Below are 24449 nucleotides of genomic sequence, written 5' to 3'. Positions count from 1 at the left end.
AGTCGCAGCGACAACACCGCCTGGATGAAGGTGAGTCACTGGCAAACCACGGATTGCAAGCGATAGCCCTGGGACAGCGTCATGTGCTCGGGGTCGATCGGCATGCGGCATTGCTGCCCGGGCTTCTCGCCCCAGGCAACGGCAAGCGTTTGTCGATGACCCTCGATGCCAAACATCGCCACGCCGCCCTGGCCGACTACGGCGAGGGTCTCGCCTTGTGCGTTTTTGACCTGGGCACCGAACGGCAGCGGACGTCCCTCGAACGCCCCGGTAATGACCACGCGCTGGACAGTGCGGGCGGTAAACGAATGCTTGACCAGCGCACCGCGCCGAGGCACGACCTGGGCGGTTCCGTTGTCCAGTTCGATGTCCGGCCCCAGTTCATCCATCTCCAGTTCGAGGGTGTTGACCCGGTAGGGCCGCAGGTACGGAACCAAGGCGTAGCCTCGCGCGTTGGTGCGCACACCTGGCGAGCTGACGACGCCGACGTTCTTCACGCCTGGCACCTCGATCAGGCCGGCGGTTTCCCCCAGGTAGGCGCCGAATTCCACCCCGTCGCTGTGCATGACCACCGCGCCGGCTGCGTTGAGCGAGAGGTTGCGGTAGGCACTGCCGTAGTTCAGCCCCGCGCCGAAGTTGCCGACGGGCATTTGATAGCTCATCGAGAGCTCGGCCGACTGTTGACGGTCATCCTCATTGACGATGCCGGCCCGGTAGCCAAGGCGGTTCTGATCCAGGCTGCCGGTTACACTGGCTCGCTGGCTCAAGGTCTGGCCGGTCTTCTGCAGGTCCAGGCTGGCGGAGCTGGTGTGGCCCAGATCCAGAGGGAAGGAAATGCTCAGCCCTACTTGTCGATCGCTCGACTGCTGTTTGCTGCGCAGCGATTGGCCGGCGTACAGGCTGTAGTTCACCCCTTGATGGCGCGTGTTGAGGTTGAATTGAAACTGGCGAAGCTGCTCGTTGCTGCGCCAGAAATCTTCCTGGGAGAGCGTCAGGTTCAGCGAACTCTGCTGGCCGAGGCCCTGGTAGACCGAGGCTTCCAGACGACTGCGCCGGCTGCCTTTGAAGGTCGAGTCCAGGCTGCGTTGGCGCACCGCTTCGTCGAAGTCGCGATAACCCTCGGTGGAATAGCGGTACCCGGCGAAACGCAGGCTGGTCCGCGAATCGAAGGTCTTGCCGTATTTGATCGCATAGCTTGTGCCCTGCACCGCGTTCGATGCCTGGGCATCGACATCGGCGCTGGAGCGGGTCACGTCCAGCGCCAACGCGCCGATGGCACCCAGATCCTTGGCCGCTCCCAGGTTGGTGGCCTGGTAGTAGTCACTGGCTTGCAACCCACCGTAGAGTGTCGCGCCCCAGCCCACGCCGGCGGCCAACGTGCCTTGCCAGAGCAAGGGATCATCGAGGTGGCCGGTGGCGTTGTAGCGTCCGATGGCGGCGCTGTATTTCCAGGTTTTTTCCCGCAGCAGGTTGCCCAAGGAGGCGTAAGGCTGGGTGAAGCGCCTGACCTGCCCATCAGCCTCGGTGAGGATAATCTCCAATTCGCCGCTGCCGCCGCCGGTGTTCAGGTCATCGATTTCGAAGGGGCCGGCGCTGACGTAAGTGGCGTAGATCGGAAAGCCGCCCTGGCGTATTTCCAGGCGCGCCCGGCTGAAGGCCACGCCGCGGACCACCGGGGAATAATTCTGCTGGACATCGGGCAACATGCCCGAATCGGAATTGAGCATCACGCCCTTGAGCGCCACACTCCTGAATACGTCACCACCGCTGTACGCTTCACCCAGGGTCAGGTTGGCATTCAGGCCGGGCAGGTCGCGCTGGGCGTAGGTGTAGGCGCGGGTCCAGCTACGTTCGCCATCGCTGTCCTGGCGTCCGCTCTGGTTGGTGCGCAGTCGCCAGGGGCCCAGGTTGATGCCGCCGTTCAACAGCAGATCCTGGCTATCGTTGTGCCCCGCATAGCGGGTCGTGCCTTGTTGGGCTGAAACCTGATAATTGAGAAACGCCGCATTAATGCCATAGTCCCAGCGCTGTGGATCGACGTACCCGACCGTCTTGCGACGCATGGCGATTTGCGGGACGGAAAGGTCCAGGTGCAACTGCCTTGCGTCAAAATCGGCCCGGGCGCCGGGAATCAGGGTTGGCAGGTCGATGCACGGACGTGCGAGCGATTGCGTGTCGGCCACGCCTTCGACGTTCACGCCGAACTGATCGAGCAGGGCGCCGCTCAGGCAGGGCGACAGGGCGGCCTTATCGCCCTGGATGAACTCGATGTCGTGCTCGCCCAAATACTGCTGATTGAGCCGGATCTGCACCCGATAGCGGCCCGGCAACACGCCTTGTTCGTTAGCCATGGCCTGCAAGGCTAACTGGCCGGCGTCGGCAGTCTGGTCCGGCCCCTGGCGCATGAAGCCGGACAGAAACATCGGTTGCGCCTGGGCCATCGCCTGCCCCGTCCCGATCAGCACGCTACCGCCACCGACCAATAAATAATGGGCCAGGCGCAGGCGAGCGCGCACGCGTCGACCTTCTGAAGATCTGATCATGGTCATGTGTCCTGACAAACATTGCGAGCGGCGGGGTTAACGGTCCTGCCGCAGGGGCAAGGTGATGGGCGGGGTGATACCGCCGTAGTCATTGATAGTGGTGAAGGACACCTGCGCTGCGCTGCCGGTCTTGAGCTCACCCAGTGCATAAATTTCACGACTCAGCGGTGCGGCCATGGTCGGGTTGTCGAGGGTTTTCGAGCGGCCGTCACTGCTGACTTCCAGGCGCTGGAACGTATAGTGGAAGGGGGTCGGATTGTGCAGGACCAGGCTTGGCTTGCCGTTTATTGTTTGCAACGACCATTGAAGATCCTTGAGGCGTTCGCTCGGGTTTTGCTTCAACTGCGCCGGACGATAAAAGAACTTGATGCGGGTGCGGATGGCGATGTTCAGCACATTGCTCTGGTCCGTCTCGGCCTGGGGAATTTCCTGGGCATTGAAATAAAACAACGTCTCGCGATCAGTGGGCAGCGTGTTGGGCAAGCCATTGATCTGCACTTGCTGTTCCTTGCCGGGGCTGATGCTGAACAGCAGCGGCGATGTCACGAAGGGCACGGCGGTGGTGGTGTCGTCGGCGCTGGTATTGACCCAGGACTGCACCGCGAACACTTTGTCGCTGGGGTTGGCGACGATCAGCGAAACGCTGCGTTTATCGCTGTCGAACACCACGCGGGTGGTGCTCAGTGTCAAGGAGCCGTGGCTGAGCGGGGCGTAGCACAGCAGCGCCAGGACGCCCATGAGCGCGGCCCTGGCCCTGTGGTTTTTCTGGATGAATCGAAACATGGAGAGTCCCTGGGCGATGCTGACGTCCACACGGGGCGAACGATGCTCTTGAGTGCATGACCGTCTGGCCATGCATCCAAGAGCCCGGCATTACGGGTAAGTGGCGACGAAATTGATGTTGGCGATGACCGGGCCCGGCACCACGGTTGCGCTCGTGGAGCGGTAGCGGGCCTGGAAGATCATCCGGGTTTCGCCGGTGGCGTTCAGCGGGTAGGCCTTCGACGGGGTGCCGCTGTCGATGGGGGTGTTCTCGTTGTCCTTGATGGTCAGGGCGACGCCGGTGGCACCTCCCGTCTGGATCGCATAGTAGCGGCCACCGGTGCCGGCGTTGCCGTGGGTACTGGTGAAGGTCACCGTCGCGGTATCGCTGGGGCCGAAACCGCAGGTGGCCCCGTCCTTGACGCGCAGGGCGAATTCACGACCGCCGGCTTCCGCATCGGCGACCCCGCCGAAATCGGTGGCGGCGACACTGCCCAGGTTGATTGGGCCCGGGGCGCCGGTACCTGGGTCGATGGGGTCTATCGGACAGGTGTTGGCGTTAATGGTACCGGTGAAATTGATTTGCCCGGTGCTGGTGGCGGCGAACGCCGAATGGCCGGCCAGGGCGGCGATCAGGCCCAGGGAGGCGGCCAGTGCAGATTTTTTCATTGACTAGAATCCTTGATGGAACAGTGGGGTGCACACGAGACATCGCCGATGGGGACGCTGTCTCGGGGGCGGATTCTAGGTAGGGAGTGGGGCGGGGGGATATGAGAGAACTCTCACTTTTGAGCGCCTGCGGTGGCGGGGTGTTTAATGATGTTTCCTGATGTAATGCAAGCCCTCGAAAGGCGCAGCACGTTAGGCGGGTTTAGAACGATGAACTCCTTCTATAACGTGTGGCATGCCCGCTTCCCTGAACTTGAAAAACTGAGGGCCACCAGCTACTACATTTTCAGTCGCCTTCCTTTGATCCTCCAGCAGCCGCTCTCTGAGAGAGGCCCCTCCAGACTTGGTCTTAGAAGGACGAGTCTGAAAGGCCCCTCCAGACTCGGCCTTAGAAGGAGGAGTCTGAAAGGCCCCTCCAGACTTGGTCTTAGAAGGAGGAGTCTGAAAGGCCCCTACAGACTCTATCTCAGAAAGAGAAGTCTTTTTTGAGGTTGAGTTGAAGTGATTTTTTGCAGTTTCAGACCAGTTCACTGAGGTTTTGGTCGTCTCTGAAATTGATTCGGGGACATGTACCCGGACTTGAGGTGATCCGGTTTTGACTGCTTTCACCTTCGGCATCGTAATCAAACCGAGTCCCGCACCGATCCATCCCAACGTTTCATTGGCCTGTTCATCCCGAACGAACATTCTCGCCGCCTCCGTCCCCGCGGCTGCCGCCATCGAGCCCCAGGTCACGATGTTCGCCACGGTATTGACCGTGGAGACCACCATCGTGGTTGTTGTGCCGACCGCCTCAGCCACGGCTGCTATAAGTGGCGCAGCGTTAGCCGTCAGAATGGAAAGCACGATACCAATGAATATCGAGGCCCCGAATAACCCTCCCTGGAATCCATAGTTATTAACGAGGCTTTGCGCGCGGTGCCCGCTCGGGTCGCTAAAAGCAATCGGGTTGCCCGCACAATACATATAGCAATTGAGGCCGCCGGCGCCGAAGGGGCTCATCGAGTCCGGGCTGTGAAAGCGCATCAGGCTCGGGTTATAGGCGCGGTAACCGTTACCCAACAAGTACCACCCCGTGCTCTCAACCGCTTCACCGTTAAAAGCCAGCAAGCTTTGCAGCCCATTGTTTTCGTCACGTTCGCCATAGGCTCCATAAACCACACTGCGCACATCGCTGCCCTGGTTCTCGCCGATCACCGACCGCTTGGCATCGGTCAGCAGCAACAGGGTCTGCCCGTCGTCGCTGGGGGTTTGTTGCCCCAGGGGTTGCCCCTCATGGTAGAGAAACTGAATGTGATGATCGTCGTGCAAGGTGTCGGTGACCCGTGTGCCCTGATAGAAGCGCAGGGTTTGGGTGTCGCCTTGTGGCTGGACGGCTTGCAAGTTGTCATGGGGGTCGTAGCGGTACGCCGTCACCGACTGCCCCGTCGGCGTCGTGACTTGTACCAGGCGCCCCTGGCTGTCATAGCGCAGCCGTAGACCGGTCTCGTCGTGCTCCAGGTTGCCGTCGGGGTCGTAGCTGAAGCGGCTTTCCAGCTGTTGGTAGTCAGGATGGCTATGGCTGGCGCCGACCAGTTGGCAAGGATCGTCTTCGGCAAAGGTGAAATGCGCGATGTCCAGGCGGCCATCGCTGAAAACCGTTCGCGTATAGATGATGTTGTCCAGCACATCGAATTCGAAATATTGGCTGACAATGGCATTGCCGTAACGGTCCTTGGGCAGGTCGGTGCCCGAGCACCGATAGCGCTCCAGGCGCCCGCGCAGGTCGTAGCTGTAGGTTTCCAGCAGGGCGCTGGCGCCGCCGACCCGCAAGTGCCGGGTTTTCACATTGCTGTCGGCCAGGTAAGTCAATTCGATGGAGCGTTCGGCTTCGATCGGTTGGTTTTGTGCATCCAGCAGCACCAGGGTGCGCAAGGTTTCGCGCCCCAATTCGTCGAATTCCAGGGTGGTGGTCAGGGTGTTGTTGGTCGCCTTGTCTTGACTGGTGGTGCGGTACACACGACCGATCACATCGTAGTCGAAGGCCGCGTGCAATTGACCTTGTTCAATACTGAGCAGGCGCCCGTTGCGGCGGTCGTAATCCATGAGTGTCTGATGGTTGCCGATGTCGGTGCGGCTCAGGCGTCGGCCTTTGAGCGAGGTCTTGTAGCGGGTGGTGTAGGTTTTGTTGTCGACGGCATCCTTCCAGCTTTCGGCGACCAAACGGCCGGCTTCATCATAGGAAAAATGATATTCGCCCTGGCTGTTCTTCGAGCTGTCGAGCCGGGCATCCAGCAGGTCGACTTCGAAAGTGGACTCATCGTCGGGGGCGGTGACAACGGTCGGTTTCTCGCTCAAGCCGTGTTTGTATTGATAGTCGATCTGGTTGCCGGCCGGGGTGATCCGATGCTTGGGTTGGAAATGGCCGGCTTCGTACACCAGTTGCTCGTCCCTTGGGCCTACCTTGAAACCTACCAGCCGATCCAGGCCATCGAACCGTTGCTCGCCGAGGCGGCGGGTGGGCAGGTGGGTATTGCCCGGTTCCACCTCGATCGAGGTGTGCAGTTCGGCCTGGCTGTGTTCGGCGTACGTGTAACGGACGGTGCTGAGGTCGGGCAGGGTGGTACTGAGCAAGCGTGCGAACGCATCGTAGCGATAGCGGGTGATCTGGCCGAGCGCGTCGATCGCTTGGGTGCAATTGCCCAGTCCGTCATATTTGAACGAGGTCTGGCTGATGCGCCGCCCATCCACCCCGATCTGTTCGACGCTGACGGTTTTTTCGAAACGATTGGTAATGGTCCGGGTGCGGGCAGTGCCGTCGATCCATTCTTCGGTGGTAAAGGCAATCGGATTGTTGAGGGTCCACTCCTTCACACCGTCGGGCCGGGTGACGCTGTCCTGCAGCCCCCACAAGTCGTAGGTGTAGGACGTCGTCAGGGGCAGGTCGGTGGCTTCCAGCCAGTCGATGTTCGTTTCCTCGATCAGAAAGCCCTTGGCGTTGTATTTCGCGGTGTAGATGTCCCGGTAGCTGCCGCCGGAATGGTCCACGTCTTGCATTTCTTCGCGTACCGCCCGGCTCATGCCGTCGAAGTGCGTGCGGACTTTGACGCCCTTGACGTCCTCCATTTGCTGGTAAGCCTGGGTGGTTATCGGGTCCTGTCCCGCATCGGCCGGACGGATCAGGCGGTAGCTGTAGCGACGTGTTGCCGGATAATCGGAATCGGGTGCCTGGATTTCTCTCTGTACCCTGTTCAACTCGTCATAAACATAACGGTGTTGTATGCCGTTTTCGGTGACCAGCAAAGGTTCGCCATTGAGCATCGAGCGTTCGTCGATCACCGTGCGCACGGCGTTGTCGACATCCGACGAAAACTGTTGCACGGTGCGCAAGGATTGGTTGCTGGGATTCTTCGTGTAGCTGTAATCGATGACCGAGGTCGGCCCGGAGTCATCGCCCAGGGTAATGGCTTGCCGCGCGCGCCGGCCGTGGGTCAACGGGGTGGCGGGGTCATTGATATAGTCAAAGACCGTGAGGGAAAGTTGTCGCTCCGTCTCGTCGATCAATTCATACAGGCGCTCTTCCACCACGCACAACCAGGGCTGTGGGATCGCACTGTCGCTGATGGCCGGCAATGTTTCATAGCGAAACCGGGCGCGCTTGACCGACGCGCCGGGCTCCAGGCCCGGGACGCGCTGGGGGTCGCTTGACGGCGTTACCGTCTTCTCCCGGACATGCCGCACGAAGCCGTACGGGTCTGCCGGGCAAAAGCCTTCGACACCGTCGTTGGGGTAGTAGGTAATCGTCTCGGTAAGGCCGGTGGGTTCGATGCGTAGTGTCTGGTTGCCATGGATGTCGTATTCGGTAATTTCCTTGTCCAGGCGCCAGAAACGCGGGTCATCGCTGAGGGCCCACAGCGTCGATGTTTGCCTGGGTAGTTGGCATTGCCGCGGCTGGTTGTCGAAGGACAGCTTGTCGTCATCATCGGCGTAGTAGCGCGTGCGCAGGGTTTTCTGGTGGTTGCCTTGGGCAACGACTTCCTCGGTCTGCAGGTGGAAGCGGTTGAAGGTGCGAGTGATGCTGCGCACGGTTTCACTTCCAATCGTCAGGCGTTCGGTGGAACTGTAGGTGTAACGATCGAGGACCCTGAACAGGTTGTCCAGTCCGCTATCATCCCAGTCGATCGAACTGCCGTAGCCCAGGAAGTTATGGCCGTCGGCACTGTAGCTGTACTTCACGGTAATGGGCGGGTCGCCGCTGCCAGGGTCGGTGATGTGATCGGTCACCCGGGGCAACTTGCGCGAGTTGTCCCCGCCCGGAAAACCGTGGCCCTCGTCGTTGTACCTGACGGTTTCATGAGCACCCAGGGGCGTCCACACTTCGCTGATGCAAGCCAGGTCTTTTTCGGTCCGGTATTCGAAGCGCCAGCCGGCGCCTTCGGTGGTCGGCAGCGTGATGCGGTCTACGCGGTCGTCCTTAAGGTTCATGACCACCCGCGCTGAAGGCGTCCCATTAACGATGCCCAGCGAGAACGTGACGGTATGCGCTGTCGTGTCGCGAGTGATTTGCAGCACCGCCCCCGTGTTATCCCGCATCGCACTGAGCATGGGCTTGCCGTTGACGGAAATGTACTCAAGGGTGACTTCATGTCCCTGTGGAGAATACAGTCTGATTGGCACGGCCACTTGCGGGCTGGCCCCCTTCAGTTCCAGTACTTCCACCAATCCCGACTTGTGCACAACCTTGAACTGTGCTGTGTCGGGCACGGTAAATAATTTGAAGTTTTCTATTTTCTGTTCTTTCATCCGCAAGCGATTGGCGAAGCCGGGGTAAGGGCCGGTCACCTTGAATGTTTCGCCTGAATGCAAGGAAATGATCTGGTTGCTGGGGGCATATTGCGTCAGGCCCATTTCCCAGCCCAGGCCAAAACCGGCGTTGACCGTGTTGAGGGGATTGAAGTTTAGCGTCAGGGGCACCACCGGGCCGCTGAGTTCGCAGGTTTTGACTTCGGGTAGAGATAAGGAAATGGTGTATTGACCCGTGCGCGCGTCGACTCCGGATTGAACGAAGCTGAGGAAGTTGAAGGCGTTGGAGTGGACGGCGGTGGTGGTGGCCATAATTAAGATTCCTTGAGTAATATTAGTATTCTCATGTGCCTGATTTGACCTCTATGCAGCTAAGGTGTCCACCGACCGTCCCGCCGCCGCTATGCCGGGTCTTCAATACACCGGGTTCAATGATCTGTCCCGCAGGTGCGTTGAACATTGTATCGAGAGACATCGGGTCAGTAGTGGTGGGGTTTTTTATCGTGCGAACTTCTATTTCCCAACCCGCACTCCATTTGCATGTTGAAGTCCACTTGTCATCCAAGAATGTGATGCGGAGCGCGGACGGTACGTTAATGAAACGAACGTTATAGGCTTGATCGTTTGTGCAGCCATGTTTTGAGACCACATATTCCCCATCCAACGCTGGAATGCTGCACTTGTGGATGCCATCACCTTCAATAACCTCAATTTGTCCTAAGGCATTGCTGGTATCCTTTGTGTTACTTATGTTTTCGTTTGCAGTGCCACTCGAGCTGATCAGGCTCAATAAAAGTATTGGTAGATAGTGTTTGAAGTTATTCATGTGTCACTCCTTCTTCCCTTTCTGCGTTGTGCGTCAATGACCGCTCTATAAAATCGTGCTTTCGTCGCGCATGGAAAGTACGGATTTCATAAGAAGCTAACAGAAAAAGCACCGTCGTAAACCTAACAGTTCTGATAGTTCCCAAGTCCTCGCTTCGAGCGTAAACCTGTAGGGGCACGCTCACTGCGACCGTTTTTTTGCGGCGCTGTCGGTGCTTAAAGAATGCTCAAGCATAAGGAACCCGGAACATGACGATTCGGACGCAGGCAAACCAAGCGCCGACCATTCCCACGCTGGGGCCGGACAACGCCATCGACCTGGACAGGCTTGGCACAGACGATCTGCAAACATTTGTCAAGTACGACGACATAGCCGACGGCGACAAGATCGTCATCAGTTGGTTCGGTTGTGGCGAGCACGGTGAAATCGTCGACAAGTTCAATGATGAAGCCGAGGTAGTCGACGACGCGCTGACTCCCGAGGGCATGCCGGTGATGATCGAGAACAGCGTCCTGCGTCAGCTTCTCAACGGCAGCGTTTTCTACTCGTATCGGGTGCGCAAACCCGGCGAAGCAACGGGCGACGAATCGTTGCGCTTGTTTTTCTTTGTCGGCAGGCGTCCCAGGGCCGCAGCAGCGTTGCCCGTGGTGCAGATCCGGGATTCCCATGACCTGCATGTGGACCTGGATACTGCAGAGGCGATCATTACACCCTGGGTGGTGCCTTATCAGGCGATGTCGGTGGGCGATACGGTCACCCTGCATTGCCGCAGGTTTTACCCGGACGGCAGCGAATACACCCCCGCCCTGGCCTATCCGACTGTTGTCGGGGAGGGTGAACCGGGCAAGCCGCTTGGCCTGTTTCTCAACCGCTCCGACCTGTTGCGGGTCGAAGACGGCTCGATGGAGTTGTACTACGGCATCCAATACGCCAGTGCCACGCAAGAAACTACGTTCTCCACCCGGCAAACCTTCCAACTCCTGGCGCCGAGCGCGGCGATGTTGCCGGCCTTGACGATCGTCGGCCATAGCGGTGGCACGATCAACCCCTTGCTTTTTTCCGATGGGCTGCCATTGCGCATCGAGGGTTATCCCGACATGAGCATCGGTGATGAAGTGCTCTGTCACGCTACTTCGTCGATCACCGGCATGGAACAGGTCGTGTTACGCGCCAATGTCGACGCTTCGACCTTGGACAAAGGGTTTTTCGAATTCATGTTGGATCCGGCATGGCTCAGCGCCAGCCAAGGGGCCAGCATCGATCTGCGGTATGAATACGCCTGGGCCGGTAAAGGCCTTTCGTCCACACCTTACCCAGCCAATGTACGTGCCCCTCTGAAGCTGCCGATGGTCATCGTCAAGAATGCCCGCCCCGACCCGGATGATCCCGTGTCAGGGGAAGGAGTATTGGATGTCCTGGGTTTGAGCGCCTCTGGTGTGACCATTGATATAGACCCGCAAGCCAACTATGGCGCCGATGATGAAGTCAAAGTGTATTGGGACGGTTATGGCACCAGCGGTAAATATACTGCGTTAGCACCCGTAACCCCGGGAAGCCGTACGTACAACGTCCCGCCAGAACATATTCCTGCGAATTTGGACAGGGCGGTCCCGGTGTATTACACCGTCTTGCAAGATGGCGATCCCGGACCGGTCAAGTCAGATGTTTTCGTTGTCCGTGTATTGCCGATCGACAAAACACATTACACGACCATTCAATCTGCCCAAGCTCAACTGACCAATGGAACCATTTATATCAGTCGAATTGAGTCCGGTGGTGAATTGTTCACTCTACCTCGCTGGCCGTATATGCGAGAAGGTCAAATTGTCAATGCCATCATTAATGGCAAAGGCAACGACGATTCGCCTCGGGCGGTACCCATTTTTGATAATTATCCTGTCGCCGAGAATGACGTCACGAACGGGTCAATAACAAAAACGGTCACGGCGTCCGATTTTCAGGTTTTCAAACTTGGAAGCATCAGCGTGCAAGTCATTATTACTTACGAACAGGGCGCGGAAACTTTCTATTTGCCCGCCAGCTTCACATTGGCGAGCTGAGAAGGCTTATTAAAGCTCATTATCGTTAGATAACTGAGGATACGAATCATGGCCGCGTCCCGGAAAACGTTTGCAGAATATTTGCAATGGGCCGCACTCAAACCAAGAACTAACGGTTGGAGTGCGCTGGTGGCTTATGACCGAAACAAATGTAACCAGTTACTGTTGCAGGAATACATCGAAAAATATGACCACCCTTCAATGATGCCTCCCGTCGATCTGGTTTATCGGACAGGCGAGAACACATGGAACTGGCTGCTGGGCTATATCATCGATGCGCCACGGTTGAGTTTCGATAACGACCCTGACGGGCAATCGGCCGAAGTCAATATGAGCATGGCCATTGTCGGGGGCAAGAAAATATCGCTGGCCGACACGGCTGGCCATGCTGAAGTCAAAACGATCAGTGTCTTTGACCCTTTGGATTTTCCGCGCCTGGAGGCCGAAGGAGTGCTGCTTAAGAATGTTCAGGGCAGCGTTGACCAAAATGGTGAAGTGTTGCTGGATCTAGGGGATCCGCTTTCTCAAGCCCATGCCTGGGAGCTGACAGGTGACCGGGAAGCGCGTGAGCGCCGGATGGCCGGGACATTGTTCAAGCGTCTGTTCCAGGAGGCCGATCCGGTCAGGCGAACGTTTTCCCTGGGGAAATTGGCATGGACCAGCCAAGGTTTCATGACGCCTCAGTCTTTCAGGCTGCGCACGCTTATGGAGAAGGGCGCGGATACGCGTGGGGTGGCTAACTATGGCAACGGCCTTATTGAAATGCGTGTTGCCATGGATGGCGAGGCGCCGGGTGGCTTGCCGGGTGAAGATTGGCTATACCCCTTGCCCAGCGACCGACCCGATCTGGATGCATTGATAGCATTCGGTTCACACTTTTTCATGCACAGCATCATTGGTAAGGGCACGGCCAGGGCATTCAACGCGCCCAACGCTCAATTTGACAGTAGGATCGATCACCGAGGTTTCATCGAATGGTTGGGCGTTAAGTCTGGTACCGAAGGGTATCTGGAAATTCCACCGTTCGAAGCTGGCATTGGCGACAGGAAAGTAACGTTCAGCCACTATAAATGCCCGATTTATATCAACCAGGATTATCGACTCACGATGACCCTTTATCGAGGGGCGGATGGATCGCTATCGTTGGGCGTGGGGATGGGAAGTGCCGATACAAAGCGCTGGATGATATGTACCGTAAATGGAGTTCCCTTCCACTGTCTAATGGGGCTTGGCTTCAGCGGCACTTATCGTTTTTCGCTGGATCGAGAGTCGCGCCGTCTGCAAGTAAGTTTGGAGTCGGCTCACGCGGCTGTAGAGTTTTATCCAAATGTGCTGCTGCCGTGGGACGTGGCAGCCTATATGCGTACAGCCGAGTTCAATATGGGGTTAGCGAGTCTCGTTGGCCTTGCAGTTAGGCAAATATTCAACGGGCTCGAGGCAATCGACGCGTTCATTCTCGATACGCTTCTTTTTAACGCCGAGAATGCCGTACAACTCAAGACCGCTGACCTGACGGGCGAAATGTTTCTTTTCGGTTCCATCGGCGCTCGCTTGGGTACGTTTGCCATCGATCCGGTAGAAGTTCTGTTGAGCCACGGTCAAGCCTATCGGTTCAAGACAATACCTGAAACACCGGGGGTCAAATGGAGCGTGGAGGGGCTTGAAGGTAATACGGCGGGCGTGGGGCAAATAAATGCAGATACCGGCGCCTATATCGCGCCTGCATTGGCGCAGATCAATGGGGCTTACCAACGAATCAAGATCGTTGCGACGGGCCCTGGTAATCGCCATGTCAGCAGGGCGTTGGTCACGGTAGTGGCCAGGGCTATGACACTCAATCCTCTGATCGAGATCTGTATCGCTTCCAAGGAAAATGAAGAAACAGAGACCCGTCAGCTTAGCGCTCATAGCCTGGACGGTGACTTGAGGTGGAGCGTCATCGGTGACGGCAGTATCGACCCGACAGCCAATGAATACGGGGAGAATATCTACCGCGCCCCGCTGAGAAAAGAGCCTGGGGCACCCACGTTCACCTTGGACGAAGTCGTTGTGGAAAACACAACGACTGGCCAAAAACAGAGTTCTTTTATGGTGGTCAAGCACTTCTCACAAGTGCTGTCGGTAACACTGGAATACCAGGGGCTTCCAGCAAATCAGGCAAAATTAATTGCCAAAAGGAACGGCTTGCCTATTACAGCGGGACTGACATGGTCCTGTATGCCTGAAGAGGCTGGATCAATTGATTCAGTTACTGGGGTCTTCACCGCAAGTGAAATAACCAATAGTCAATTTGTTTTGATAAAAGCCCGGCAGTATTCGGCTGACTTTGATATTGACGACGACGGATTTTCCCTCCAGCCGTTACCGCTCGTGCCGTTCCCTATTAAACCTGCCCCGGAAACGTTCAACGAAAACACAGGAAACGGTCGTACCCTTTACCCCCGCATACCATGTATCAACGCACTTGCCAGCTCACCCGTTGGGTACAGCGGCGATCCTGTCATTTAACGATACGAGGATAAATACCATGTCCGCACCAAAAAAAACGCTCGCCCAATATCTGCAATGGGCCGCGCTCAAGCCTCGTACGAGTGAATGGAGTGCGCTGGTGGCTTATGATAAAGGCAAATGCAACCAGTTACTGTTGCAGGAGTATATTGAAAAGCACGATAAACACTCGGTAATGCCCCCTATTAATGAAGCTTACTCGCCGGGAGAGACCGATTGGAGTTGGTTGATCGATTATGTCACCGATGCGCCACGCTTGAGTTTTGACAATAACCCGGACCCTAACTCCGCCGAAGTCAATATGAAGATGGCCATTATGGGGGGTAAAAATATTAAATTGGATGACGTGGCCGGGTTCGCTCAGGTCAATAGGATCAGCTCCTTCGACCCGTTGGACCATCCAGAGTTGAGCGCTGACCGGGTTCTGCTCAAGGATATTCAGGGTAGTGTCACTAGGGATGGGAAGGTGGTGCTGGACTTGGGCGATGCTGGTTCTCAGCGCTATATCTGGGAGGTGAAAGGCGATCGGATCGAGCATCAACGACGAATGGCCGGGGCTTTCTTCAAACGTAAGTTCAGAGAAGCTGATGAGGAACGGCGTACGTTTACCTTGGGTACCTTGGCGCGGACCACCCAAGAATTCATGAAACCCCAATCGTTCAAGCTGCGTACCATTATGGAGGAGGGGGCGGCTGCACGCGGGGCGGCAAACTTCGGCAATGGTGCCGTTGAAATGCGTATCAGGATGGATGATGAGTTAGAGGGCGGGATGCCCGGGGAGGATTGGTACTATCCTTTGCCCAGTGATCGGACCGACCTCGACACCTTGACAATATTTGGCAGTCGTTTCCTGATGCACGGAATTATTGGTAAAGGTACGGCTCGCGCGTTTAATGCGCCCAATGCTGAGTTTGAAGGTGAAACAAATACCAATGGCTTCACTTATCGAATAAAGGTTAAGGAGGGTACTCAAGGTGCGCTAGAAGTTCCGCGGTTTACCGCCACTGTAGGGGGGGGGAGACGCATTGATTATTACGGTTATCTGATTCCTATTTTTATCAATGCTGAAAATTTGTTGACGATGACATTTTACGACTCGACTATGGGTGAGCCCCATTTTGAAGTGGGTATGGGGAGTGAGCAAAATCTGACTCAGATGAAGTGTTATTTCAATAGCGCTGAAAGAGTCTTCAATATGGGGTTTGGATTTAGTGCCACCTATGCTTTTTCAATCGATCCAACTTCGCGTCGGCTTGTGGTTACCCTGCAAGACCGTGAAGGCTATCTGAAGGTGATTACCGAGGGGACCGAGGATTTTCCCGAAGATCTAAAAAATGATATGACCTCCGAGCGCTTCAAATGGGAGATACTTGGCCACGCCGCTGACGCGACATTGAAGGTGTTCAACGGGCTCGATGAAATCGATATTTTTCTCTTGCACACGCTTCTGTTCAACGCTGAAGACGCCGTACAACTCAAAACATTAGACCTGCCGGGTGAAATGATTCTATTCGGTTCTATCAATCCTCGTTTGACTACATTTGCCATCGACCCCGTTGAAATCATGCTGACTCACGGCCAGAACCACACATTCAAGACGGTGCCACCAATAACAGGGGTCAAGTGGAGGGTCGAGGACCTTGATGGTAACACTCCGGGCGCCGGGCAAATGAATGAAACCACGGGTGTTTATACTGCACCTTCGTTGGCCGATATCCAAGGCACTTACAAACGGGTCAAAGTCATTGCGACCGGACCCGGCAATGGTCCTCATATCAGCAGGGCTTTGGTCACGGTAGTGGCCAGGGCTATTACACTCAACCCTCTGATCGAGATTTGTAATGCTTCCAAGGAAAATGAAACAGAGACCCGTCAGCTTAGCGCTCATAGCATGGACGGTGTCTTGGGGTGGAGCGTCATCGGTGGCGGCAGTATCGACCCGACAGCCAATGAAAACGGGGAGAATATCTACCGCGCCCCGCTGAGAAAAGCGCCTGGGGCACCCACGTTCACCTTAGACGAAGTCGTTGTGGAAAACACCGCGACTGGCCAAAAACAGAGTTCTTTTATGGTGGTCAAGCACTTCTCACAAGTGCTGTCTGTAACACTGGAATACCAGGGGCTTCCAGCAAATCAGGCAAAATTAATTGCCAAAAGGAACGGCGTGCCTATCTCAGCGGGACTGACATGGTCCTGTATGCCTGAAGATGCTGGATCAATTGATTCAGTTACTGGGGTCTTCACCGCAAGTCAAACAACCAATAGTCAGTTTGTTTTGATAAAAGCCCGGCAGTATTCGGTTGACTTTGGTATTGACGACGACGGATTTTCTATCCAACCGTTACCGCTCGCTCCCTTGCCGCCGAAACCTCAAAAAGAAGACTCGCAAACGTCTGCTTTCGATGAGCTAAAAAACCTCTTGAGCGAGGCCTCTGAAAAACTGGAAGAACTCTGTCTGGACCCCACTACCCGGGAAAAGGCCAATGAGCTTTTGGATAACGTCACGTCAATCGTCGAGGACACTCAAAATGACCAGTAATTCTCTTGCCGATATCGTTGAAAAAATGAAAGCAGGCTCGATTACCCGTGGCTGGGGCGCAGTGTGTGCTTTCAATCGTGAGCGGCTTAATAGGGTGCTCCAGCAACAATGGTTGGAAAAGTACGATGGCGCCAGCTATTTGCCAGTATTTTCCGGCAGCATGGATCTTAATGATTCAGGAACCGAATATGGCGTGATGACGCAAGTCATGCTGGGTAAACCCTTACTATCGTTCGAGCCCGCACGGCTAGATACTTCCCGAGCAAAGTTGACATTAAGTATTTTGGGCGGGAACTTTAGTGTTCATGAAAAAAACCGTGGCTTGTTGTATGAATTCGATATTACCGAAGCTCACGGCTATACGCTGACCGTGGAACTGGACCTTTCCTTGGTGGTGGGTGTGGTCGACCGCCTGGGCAGGGTGACACTGGATTTATCCAAAGGGACTCGATTTTCCTGCAATCTCCCAGGGTCGGCGACGGGCCAAACCAAAATTGGCGCGTACTTCGATGAGCGTTTCAAGGCACTGCCGCCTGAACGGCAGGTTTATGTGCTGGGTATTCTCGACCTCAAAGGGCAAAGTGATTTGACCCCGACGGATTTTGTCGTACTGACCCAGCGGGCACCCGGGGCGGAGGTAGCGAGAGCGAAGAACGCGGCCGATGGCGCCGTGGTCGTCATGATAAAGCTCAGGGGGAGCGAATACGGCGGAGAAACTCCGTCTCCGGAGCGCTTTCCGTATCTGATTCCCGATGACGGTGACTATTCGGCAACCATGGTGCTGGCCGAAGAGTACGTCTCGAGATCCGACGATGACAAACTGGCGCTTATCCAGAGCCTGCTTTTTCCCGGCGAAAAAAACGTGTTCGTGGAGCATTCCCGTCATGTTCCCAAGGACTTGGTGATATTCGGCAGCCTGGATCCCTCCAGTACGTCATTGACCATCGAGCCCGGCGTTCACGTCATGAAGGCCGGTAGCGTGCCGTTTGAATACAAGGCTTACCTTAACGGCATCGCGACAAACGTTACGTGGAGCGTCAGGAGTCTTAATTCGAATACGTCGGCGGGTACGATCAATTCGACCTCCGGATTTTACCAGCCCGTCACCGGTGCCGAGTTAGGCCGGGATCTGGTGCGCAATATCGTTACGGCCTCCTACACAGATCCTCAGACGCAAATCGAGCACAAGGTTCAGGCCTTGTTGCTGGTCTCTACCCGATCGATGGCTATTTCCCCTGGGGTCGTGTCACGCATAGAGGGGCAGACAAGTACCGTGACCTTCGTCGCGACAGCGCTGAGGGGGGCGACACTGACCTGGAAACAACCCCTGTATGGAACGCTCTCCGTGTCGGGTCATACCGCCACTTATACTCCTCCATCGGCCGCCCAGTTGCTGGCGTTGCCCGAGTTCACCGTTGTCGACACCATCACCGTCGAGGATGACACCGGTGAGACGGGCGAGGCTTCGGTGGTGTTGACGCGGGTTGCGCCCACGCTGGATATAGAGCCGCGGTTTAGCGCGAGTGTGGAGCGCTTTGCGAGCGTGACGTTAAGGGAAAGGTCGGGTGCTCCGGACGCTCTTACGCGCACTTGGCAAGTGATTGGAGAGGGGACGGTCAGCAGCGATGGCATTTACACCGCTCCAGCGGCGCCTCGTCGACCCTACGATATCGTCAGGTGTGAAATATCTCATCCGGATTTTGGGTTATTGTATGCGGGCTACAGCATCATAAAACTGGCCTCCCATATTGAGGAAGCGCGCTGGACAGGACTTAACAAATTTCAGTTGGTGGCAATGCGTTCCGAGAAGTTGTTCGCCAATGGTTTTCAACAATTGCAACTCCAGGCGATTATTCAAACAAACGGCGCACCGCTGAACCAGGAAGAAGAAGATTCATTGAGGATGTTCTACGTCCAATCGAACCAACAAGTACCCGAGGTGCCGGCTCTGCAAGAAGGTATCGAAGACGTTAGCGGGACGCAGGCACTGTGGGCGCAGACGAGGGATTCCAATCGCTTCAAACCGTACCCGGGTGTGGCCTCTGGCGAAACACAAACGCAAAGCGGGGTTTCAGCGTCATCCGACAGAGTTAACTTATTTATGGTGACTCGCTCCACCCTGGCCACCCAATTTTATGCGGTGTTTGACGATGTATTAGGAAATCCCTGGCGCTCGGACACTTACCCGGGGACCGAAGACGGAATTATTTCACTTGTTCCCCAAGCCGTGCCAAGCCCCCAAAAAGATGATTATAAAATGGAACGCATACGTGTGGCTGGCGGCGGCGGAAATAACCCAGATCCGAACGATGACTACGATTTTGACAACTTTCTGGAGACGGTGGATTACTGGGCTTTAACCTATCGCCGTGATCAGCAGGTCGGTGTCGACTTCCTGACCGTGGAGGTGGAAGAGCCGTGGTCGATTGTGCAATGGGAAAGTGATGCGCCTAATGAAACCATGTTCAGTTATACCGGCTGGGCCTATAAAGATTCGACAAAACCAAGTAGTGGCAATGTCATGCAATACGATCCCGTATTGATCAAAAATCTTGGTACACGAATTAAACCCCAGATGCTGACTTCCTTAGCCCTAAATAAAGTTCGAATTGGATTGTTTCGCGAATCACATAATGTTTCTCCTCCCCCCGATAAACCCAATATTCGACAGGATAAATATCCTGAGTTGCATCCTTTAAGAAGGGAAAAAATCAAGCTCAATTTGAGGGATGATGAGGGTAATTATCACAAGGTGGCCATTGGTTTTGTGGCCAATGATCGTAATCGATTGTTCGCGGATGTTCGCGGGGATTAGCAAGTTGCTCCAAGTAGTAAGATGCGCCTGCTAGCAAATTGAATCTGGTTGCCCGGGGTGCACTGGTGTTTTCAGTAAGTTTTTTACATGCAATGCGGCGGTCCGTCGCATTGCATGTATTAACCCTCCATTTTTATACGTTGGTGAGGCTGACCATGACTACGTCCACCGCTGTGCACTCCAATGCCTTTAACTTCATGAGCTTTATCCAGACAGGTGTAGACCCGCGAACCGGGTTGTATACCGTGTCGTTATCGTTACCGGATCTTTTCAGTAATGATTTGCGTGGCCCGTCCCTGCCATTAGCGCTCAATTACAACCCCCTGAATACAAATGACAGTGGCTTTGGCAAGGGCTGGAACCTTGCACTGAGTCAGTACACCCCAAGTAGTCAGATCGTCTCGGTGTATTCGGGGCAGACATTCAAGGTCACCGGCCCCTACGAAGGTGTTGCCAATCGAATGCGAATGAAGGAGCAAAAGATCGAGGAGTTTCAGTTCTACCAGTTGCCTGACGGCCAGTTCAAGATCGTTCATAAATCCGGGCTCGTCGAAGTGCTGGAGCTCAAGGGCGCCAGCCCGCAGGTGGCCGTGCCGGTGGCGATGTATTCTCCGCAAGGACACAAAATTACCTTGGAGTATGTGACTGTCGGTTCTGGCGCACCGATGCTCAGCGCCATAAGAGACAGCAATGGCCAATTGCTTAAAATCACCCGCAACCTCATCACCAACACCGTCACCCTGGGCTTCAATCCCGTCAATGGTGTGCCATTAGCCGAGGTGGTCCTGAGCATGAAGGAAGGGAATGTTGACAGAATTACCTTACCCACAACCGAGAATGCCGGTTGGCGCTTCAAATACCTTCCTGAAAAAGGCCTGGATTGCATCAGCGAGGTCTGGACACCTTTGGGCGCCCATGAAACGGTTCAATACAACGATGCGGGCCATGGCTTTCCCGGTGACGAACAACGCAAGTTGCCAAGAGTGACCGACCATATTACCGAGCCTGGCGCGGACCAGCGGCCTATCACAGTGAAATACACCTATAGCGCCAATGGCCATAATTTTCTCGGCTATCCGAACGCCGATTGGACGGATGACGGACTGGACAACCTCTATAAGGTCTTGAACCGTTATGAATATGAAACCACCGAACAGCTCATGGTCGGGAACGATGCAGTACGCAGCGTCACCCGCCGCTTCAATCGCTTCCATTTGCTGGTATCCGAAACCACCGTTCAGGGCATGCATCAACAGACGCAAGCAACCCGTTACTACGCAAACGACACCGATGGAATATCTTTCGATGCACAACCACGCCAATGCCAGTTGCCTAACGAGACGATCACCCGCTGGGAGCTGACGAACGACCCGCGTGAATGGCGTCAAGACGTGGAAACAAGCGAATACGACATTTACGGCAATCAGACCTTGAGCGTCCAAACCAGCGGCGTCACCGAGGCGACATCGTACTACCCGAGCGGCGGCGTCCCCGGCAAGTGCCCCGCGGACCCCTACGGGTTCGTCAAGCATGTCGAGCACACAACGGTCACGCCGACCACGGACTCGGAGCTGGTACCCGATGTGCAAACCGGGGCGCCGACACTGCGAACTCGGTACAGCTATGTCGAGCTGCGGCCGTTGGATCCGGATCCAGATGACGAGGAGGATGACAGCGAGTTTAGAAGGCCCTGGGCGGTCATATCCGAGGAAAGTTCGTATCACCTGCTGGGACAGACCGAAGTGTTGCTGGAAACCTCGAGCCTTGAACATTTCAATGCGACTGATGATCCGTTGAGGCATGGTTTGGAGAGACTGAAAACGCTGACGATGGTGGGGAGGGGCGATCAGTACGTCTCTACAACGGAATACGCGTACCGCATCAAAACGGACGAGGAGAAAGCCGAAAATAATAAAACCAACCAGGCCGGGGAAGTGTTGCTTGGCGAGCCCGTGCTCCTCACGACGGAAACCTTCACCGGCCATGACGGCCTGGTCAAAGTCGTCAGCGCCGAGCGGTCGCTGCTCAATGGCGAACCCCTTTTGACCCAGGACAAGGACATCAAGATTCGCAACACCTATGACGCCCTGATGCGGGTGTTGACGGAAACCGTGGCGCCCGACGATCCCGACTACGCCGCGACGCGTACCTATACCTACCGGCTCGTCCGTCCTACAGATGATGGGTCGATGGCCGGGCAGGCATTCCAGGAGGTTGAAAACGTCAAACAGATCAAGACCCGTACCTGGTTCGATGGTTTCAACCGGGCCATCAGGGAAGAACAGCAGGACGCCGATTTTTCCAATGGCGCCTACAGAGATATCTATCAGGCAACCTACAACGCCTTGGGCCAGCTGACTGAAGAACGAGAAATAGACTGGCTGGAACTTCAACCCCTTTCATTGACAACCACTTATACCTTTGACGATTGGGGGCAACAATCCAGCAGCACTGACCCTGCGGGCGTCAAGCAACACACCGTGGAAGATCCCATCGCCTTTACCACCACGGAGTGGACCGAAGGCATGGGCAAGACCGTCACGACCAACAACCGGCTTGAGAAACCGGTGAGCGTCCAGCGTTTCGATCTTGAGGAAAACTCCGTCAGCCTGCACACCTATCTCTATGACGGTCTGGGTCGCACCGTACAGGAGAAAAATGCAGCGAGATATGAGACGTCCTATACCTACGATGTGTTCGATCGCATGCTTGAAACCACATTACCGACAGGGCATAAGGTGGTTCGTGAATACGCAGGCCACAGCCGCAGCGATTTGCCGACATTGATCAAAGTGGGTGCAACAGAGTTGGGCACGCAGGCGTTCGACAGCCTGGAGCGCCTCACCCAGTCGACGACCGGAGGGCGAGTCACCCGGCATGAATACGACACCACCTACAGTAAGGCCGATCGCGTCATCCAGCCCAGCGGCGATGTGATTCATTATGAATATGCCTATGAACTGACGGATGAGCCGCTCACTCGCAACGCTGTGGCGGGTGAGCAAACCGTGAGCCGCCTGAAAGAAATGCCAAAGGCGATCCAGGCAACTTATGAATACGACCCTAAAGACGCGCGACTGACCCGCTCATCAGAGATCGATATTGAACTTGGGCGTACCTATGACGGCCAGGGAGAGTTGAAATCTGAAATGCGCACGGTGACGGATGGCGCTGGTCCCTATGAGATGACTTATGTACACAGTCGGCTCGGGCGGTTGATTCGTTACCAGGATGTAACGGGGCAGGTTCAGGTGTTTGACTACGATCGAACCAATGGCCGGCTGAACTATACCCAGTTGAGTGTTGTGGGCAACGAAAGTTACATCAGGAGTGACTTTACGTATAACGGCCAGGGTTTGATGGAACGTATCGAGACGGTGGATTACGGGAACACTACCGTCATCATCGACCTTGAATACGATGCACTGGGACGGGAAACGCTGCGCACGTTCAATCTCAACGGCAGCACGTCATGGTTGAAACAGGTCTGGAACGGCCTGGACCAGATAGAACGGCGCGAGTTGAGTGAAGGGGCGAGCCAGGGCGACACTTTGCTTCGCAAGGAGACCTATAGCTATGAACTTCGCGGGCGGCTCGAAGAATACCGCTGTGAAGGACCTCAGGCGCCAGTGGACCCTTTTGGCTACCCGATGACGCGGCAGCTGTTCTTCTTCGATGCGCTGGATAATCACGACCGAGTGCGCACCTTCTTCATCAAGGGCCAAACCACCGAAGACAATACGGCGATTTTCGTATACAACAACCCGGACCCGGCCCAACTGACGCGCGTCACCAACTCCCATGCCGACTACCCGGATATCGAACTTGAATACGATGCCAATGGCAACCTGATCAAGGACGAGGAAGGACGGACCTTGTCCTATGACCTGCTGTCCCGCTTGGTTGAGGTGAGTGGGCCTGGTTCCGACGGCAGTCGGTTCTATGGGTATGACGGTGGCGATCAATTGTCGGCCAGCGGCAGCGATGGCGACCGGGAGCAACAGTTTTACCGCAATGGCACCCCGGTTAATTCGGTTGGCGCTACGCAGAGCCGGACTTACGTATCGGCCGATGGGGTGATGCTTGCCGAGCACCAGGAAGGTGCGGGCCCAAAGTCTTTACTGTTGGCGGGTGATTACAGCGGCAGTGTGCTGAGGGAGGTTGACGGTGGTGAAGTGAGGGAAATCGCTTATGCCGCCTACGGCTACCGTGATGCGGAGCAGTCGGTTGCTTCACGCCCGGGCTACAACGGTGAAGTCAGGGATGAGACGGGGTGGTATTTGCTGGGTAATGGCTATCGGGCGTTCAATCCACGGTTGATGAGGTTTCATAGTCCGGACAGTTGGAGCCCGTTTGGGGATGGGGGGATGAATGCGTATGCGTATTGCCGGGATCCGGTTAATTTTACGGATCCTACGGGACATGGTGTTTTAAGTTTTCTAAGAAAGTTTTTTGGATTTAAATCAAAGTCTTCAGTTGCTAAGAGAGCAAATGTGGTCTTTGAGGATCCTGGGTTGAAAAGTGCTATGCCGGATGCAAAGAGGGTAAAGTATAACCCCCTATATGAGGAAATCGGCGTACCTGAAAGGACACCTGCCCGCGTAAAACTGGTTACAGAGATCGACTCCGCTCCTCCGCCCAAACGTAGCGATATAACTCCTCTACAAGGGGGTGTCAAACAATCAAGGCAAGGGGCGATGCTTCCTTCTGCCCCATCAACGCGGCCATCTGATCGAGTGCGAATGCGATTAGAGCCAGTTCGGAATGCCGAACCCGAACAAGTTCAACTAACGCCCTCGTGGTCTCCTCGCACTCAGCGCCGAATAGACGAGTTAGAGTTGAAGCTTGATCGTGATTACAATCAACGCCATGACTATATGCAGGTAAGCTCCGAGCAACGACGGAATTGGCAAGCGGAATTATATCGCCTACGCCGGTCGTGAAT

10 protein-coding genes are annotated in these 24449 nt (G+C 55.6%); 5 read left to right on the top strand and 5 right to left on the bottom strand.

The window, feature by feature from the left end:
• Positions 1 to 35 precede the first annotated feature (35 nt).
• The 5 genes from HU767_RS05805 to HU767_RS05785 all read right to left on the bottom strand — a co-directional run bounded on the left by HU767_RS05805 (position 36) and on the right by HU767_RS05785 (position 9582).
• Positions 36 to 2543: a fimbria/pilus outer membrane usher protein gene (locus HU767_RS05805; protein ID WP_186706995.1), complete on the bottom strand. Its 2508-nt coding sequence runs from the start codon at positions 2541 to 2543 to the stop codon at positions 36 to 38.
• 36 nt (positions 2544 to 2579) lie between these two features.
• The gene (locus HU767_RS05800) at positions 2580 to 3281 is read right to left on the bottom strand and encodes a molecular chaperone (protein WP_238349420.1); all 702 of its coding nucleotides are present in this window, start codon (positions 3279 to 3281) and stop codon (positions 2580 to 2582) included.
• A gap of 135 nt (positions 3282 to 3416) precedes the next feature.
• Positions 3417 to 3974, bottom strand: coding sequence for a fimbrial protein (locus tag HU767_RS05795; protein ID WP_186728760.1), 558 nt, complete (start codon positions 3972 to 3974; stop codon positions 3417 to 3419).
• A gap of 192 nt (positions 3975 to 4166) precedes the next feature.
• Positions 4167 to 9068 carry an RHS repeat-associated core domain-containing protein gene (locus tag HU767_RS05790; RefSeq protein WP_186728758.1) on the bottom strand — a complete coding sequence of 1634 codons (4902 nt, stop codon included), beginning with the start codon at positions 9066 to 9068 and terminating at the stop codon, positions 4167 to 4169.
• Between the two features lie 31 nt (positions 9069 to 9099).
• Complete coding sequence (locus HU767_RS05785) at positions 9100 to 9582, bottom strand: hypothetical protein (RefSeq protein WP_186709911.1); 483 nt, start codon at positions 9580 to 9582, stop codon at positions 9100 to 9102.
• Positions 9583 to 9830: 248 nt separating this feature from the next.
• Here HU767_RS05785 and HU767_RS05780 point away from each other — a divergent pair, with 248 nt between their 5' ends.
• The 5 genes from HU767_RS05780 (at position 9831) to HU767_RS05760 (ending at position 24447) form a co-directional block, all read left to right on the top strand.
• Positions 9831 to 11642: a hypothetical protein gene (locus tag HU767_RS05780; protein ID WP_186709909.1), complete on the top strand. Its 1812-nt coding sequence runs from the start codon at positions 9831 to 9833 to the stop codon at positions 11640 to 11642.
• 48 nt (positions 11643 to 11690) lie between these two features.
• On the top strand, positions 11691 to 14150 hold the full coding sequence (locus HU767_RS05775; protein WP_186709907.1) for a hypothetical protein: 2460 nt from the start codon (positions 11691 to 11693) through the stop codon (positions 14148 to 14150).
• Between the two features lie 19 nt (positions 14151 to 14169).
• The gene (locus tag HU767_RS05770; protein WP_186709905.1) at positions 14170 to 16689 is read left to right on the top strand and encodes a hypothetical protein; all 2520 of its coding nucleotides are present in this window, start codon (positions 14170 to 14172) and stop codon (positions 16687 to 16689) included.
• The gene (locus HU767_RS05765) at positions 16679 to 19504 is read left to right on the top strand and encodes a hypothetical protein (RefSeq protein WP_186728756.1); all 2826 of its coding nucleotides are present in this window, start codon (positions 16679 to 16681) and stop codon (positions 19502 to 19504) included. The genes HU767_RS05770 and HU767_RS05765 overlap by 11 nt, the downstream gene beginning before the upstream one ends.
• Positions 19505 to 19659: 155 nt before the next feature.
• On the top strand, positions 19660 to 24447 hold the full coding sequence (locus HU767_RS05760; RefSeq protein ID WP_186728754.1) for an RHS repeat-associated core domain-containing protein: 4788 nt from the start codon (positions 19660 to 19662) through the stop codon (positions 24445 to 24447).
• Positions 24448 to 24449 lie beyond the last annotated feature (2 nt).

This window comes from Pseudomonas sp. SWRI179, assembly GCF_014268705.1.
GTDB classification, from domain to species: domain Bacteria; phylum Pseudomonadota; class Gammaproteobacteria; order Pseudomonadales; family Pseudomonadaceae; genus Aquipseudomonas; species Aquipseudomonas zanjanensis.
The sequence above is the reverse complement of the archived record's forward strand: the minus strand, read 5'-3'. Positions and strand labels throughout refer to the sequence as shown.

Bases quoted from the DNA above. Each gene is read 5' to 3' on its own strand.
- HU767_RS05805 (WP_186706995.1), bottom strand. From the start codon at position 2,543: ATGATCAGATCTTCAGAAGGTCGACGCGTGCGCGCTCGCCTGCGCCTG.
- HU767_RS05800 (WP_238349420.1), bottom strand. From the start codon at position 3,281: ATGGGCGTCCTGGCGCTGCTGTGCTACGCCCCGCTCAGCCACGGCTCC.
- HU767_RS05795 (WP_186728760.1), bottom strand. From the start codon at position 3,974: ATGAAAAAATCTGCACTGGCCGCCTCCCTGGGCCTGATCGCCGCCCTG.
- HU767_RS05790 (WP_186728758.1), bottom strand. From the start codon at position 9,068: ATGGCCACCACCACCGCCGTCCACTCCAACGCCTTCAACTTCCTCAGC.
- HU767_RS05785 (WP_186709911.1), bottom strand. From the start codon at position 9,582: ATGAATAACTTCAAACACTATCTACCAATACTTTTATTGAGCCTGATC.
- HU767_RS05780 (WP_186709909.1), top strand. From the start codon at position 9,831: ATGACGATTCGGACGCAGGCAAACCAAGCGCCGACCATTCCCACGCTG.
- HU767_RS05775 (WP_186709907.1), top strand. From the start codon at position 11,691: ATGGCCGCGTCCCGGAAAACGTTTGCAGAATATTTGCAATGGGCCGCA.
- HU767_RS05770 (WP_186709905.1), top strand. From the start codon at position 14,170: ATGTCCGCACCAAAAAAAACGCTCGCCCAATATCTGCAATGGGCCGCG.
- HU767_RS05765 (WP_186728756.1), top strand. From the start codon at position 16,679: ATGACCAGTAATTCTCTTGCCGATATCGTTGAAAAAATGAAAGCAGGC.
- HU767_RS05760 (WP_186728754.1), top strand. From the start codon at position 19,660: ATGACTACGTCCACCGCTGTGCACTCCAATGCCTTTAACTTCATGAGC.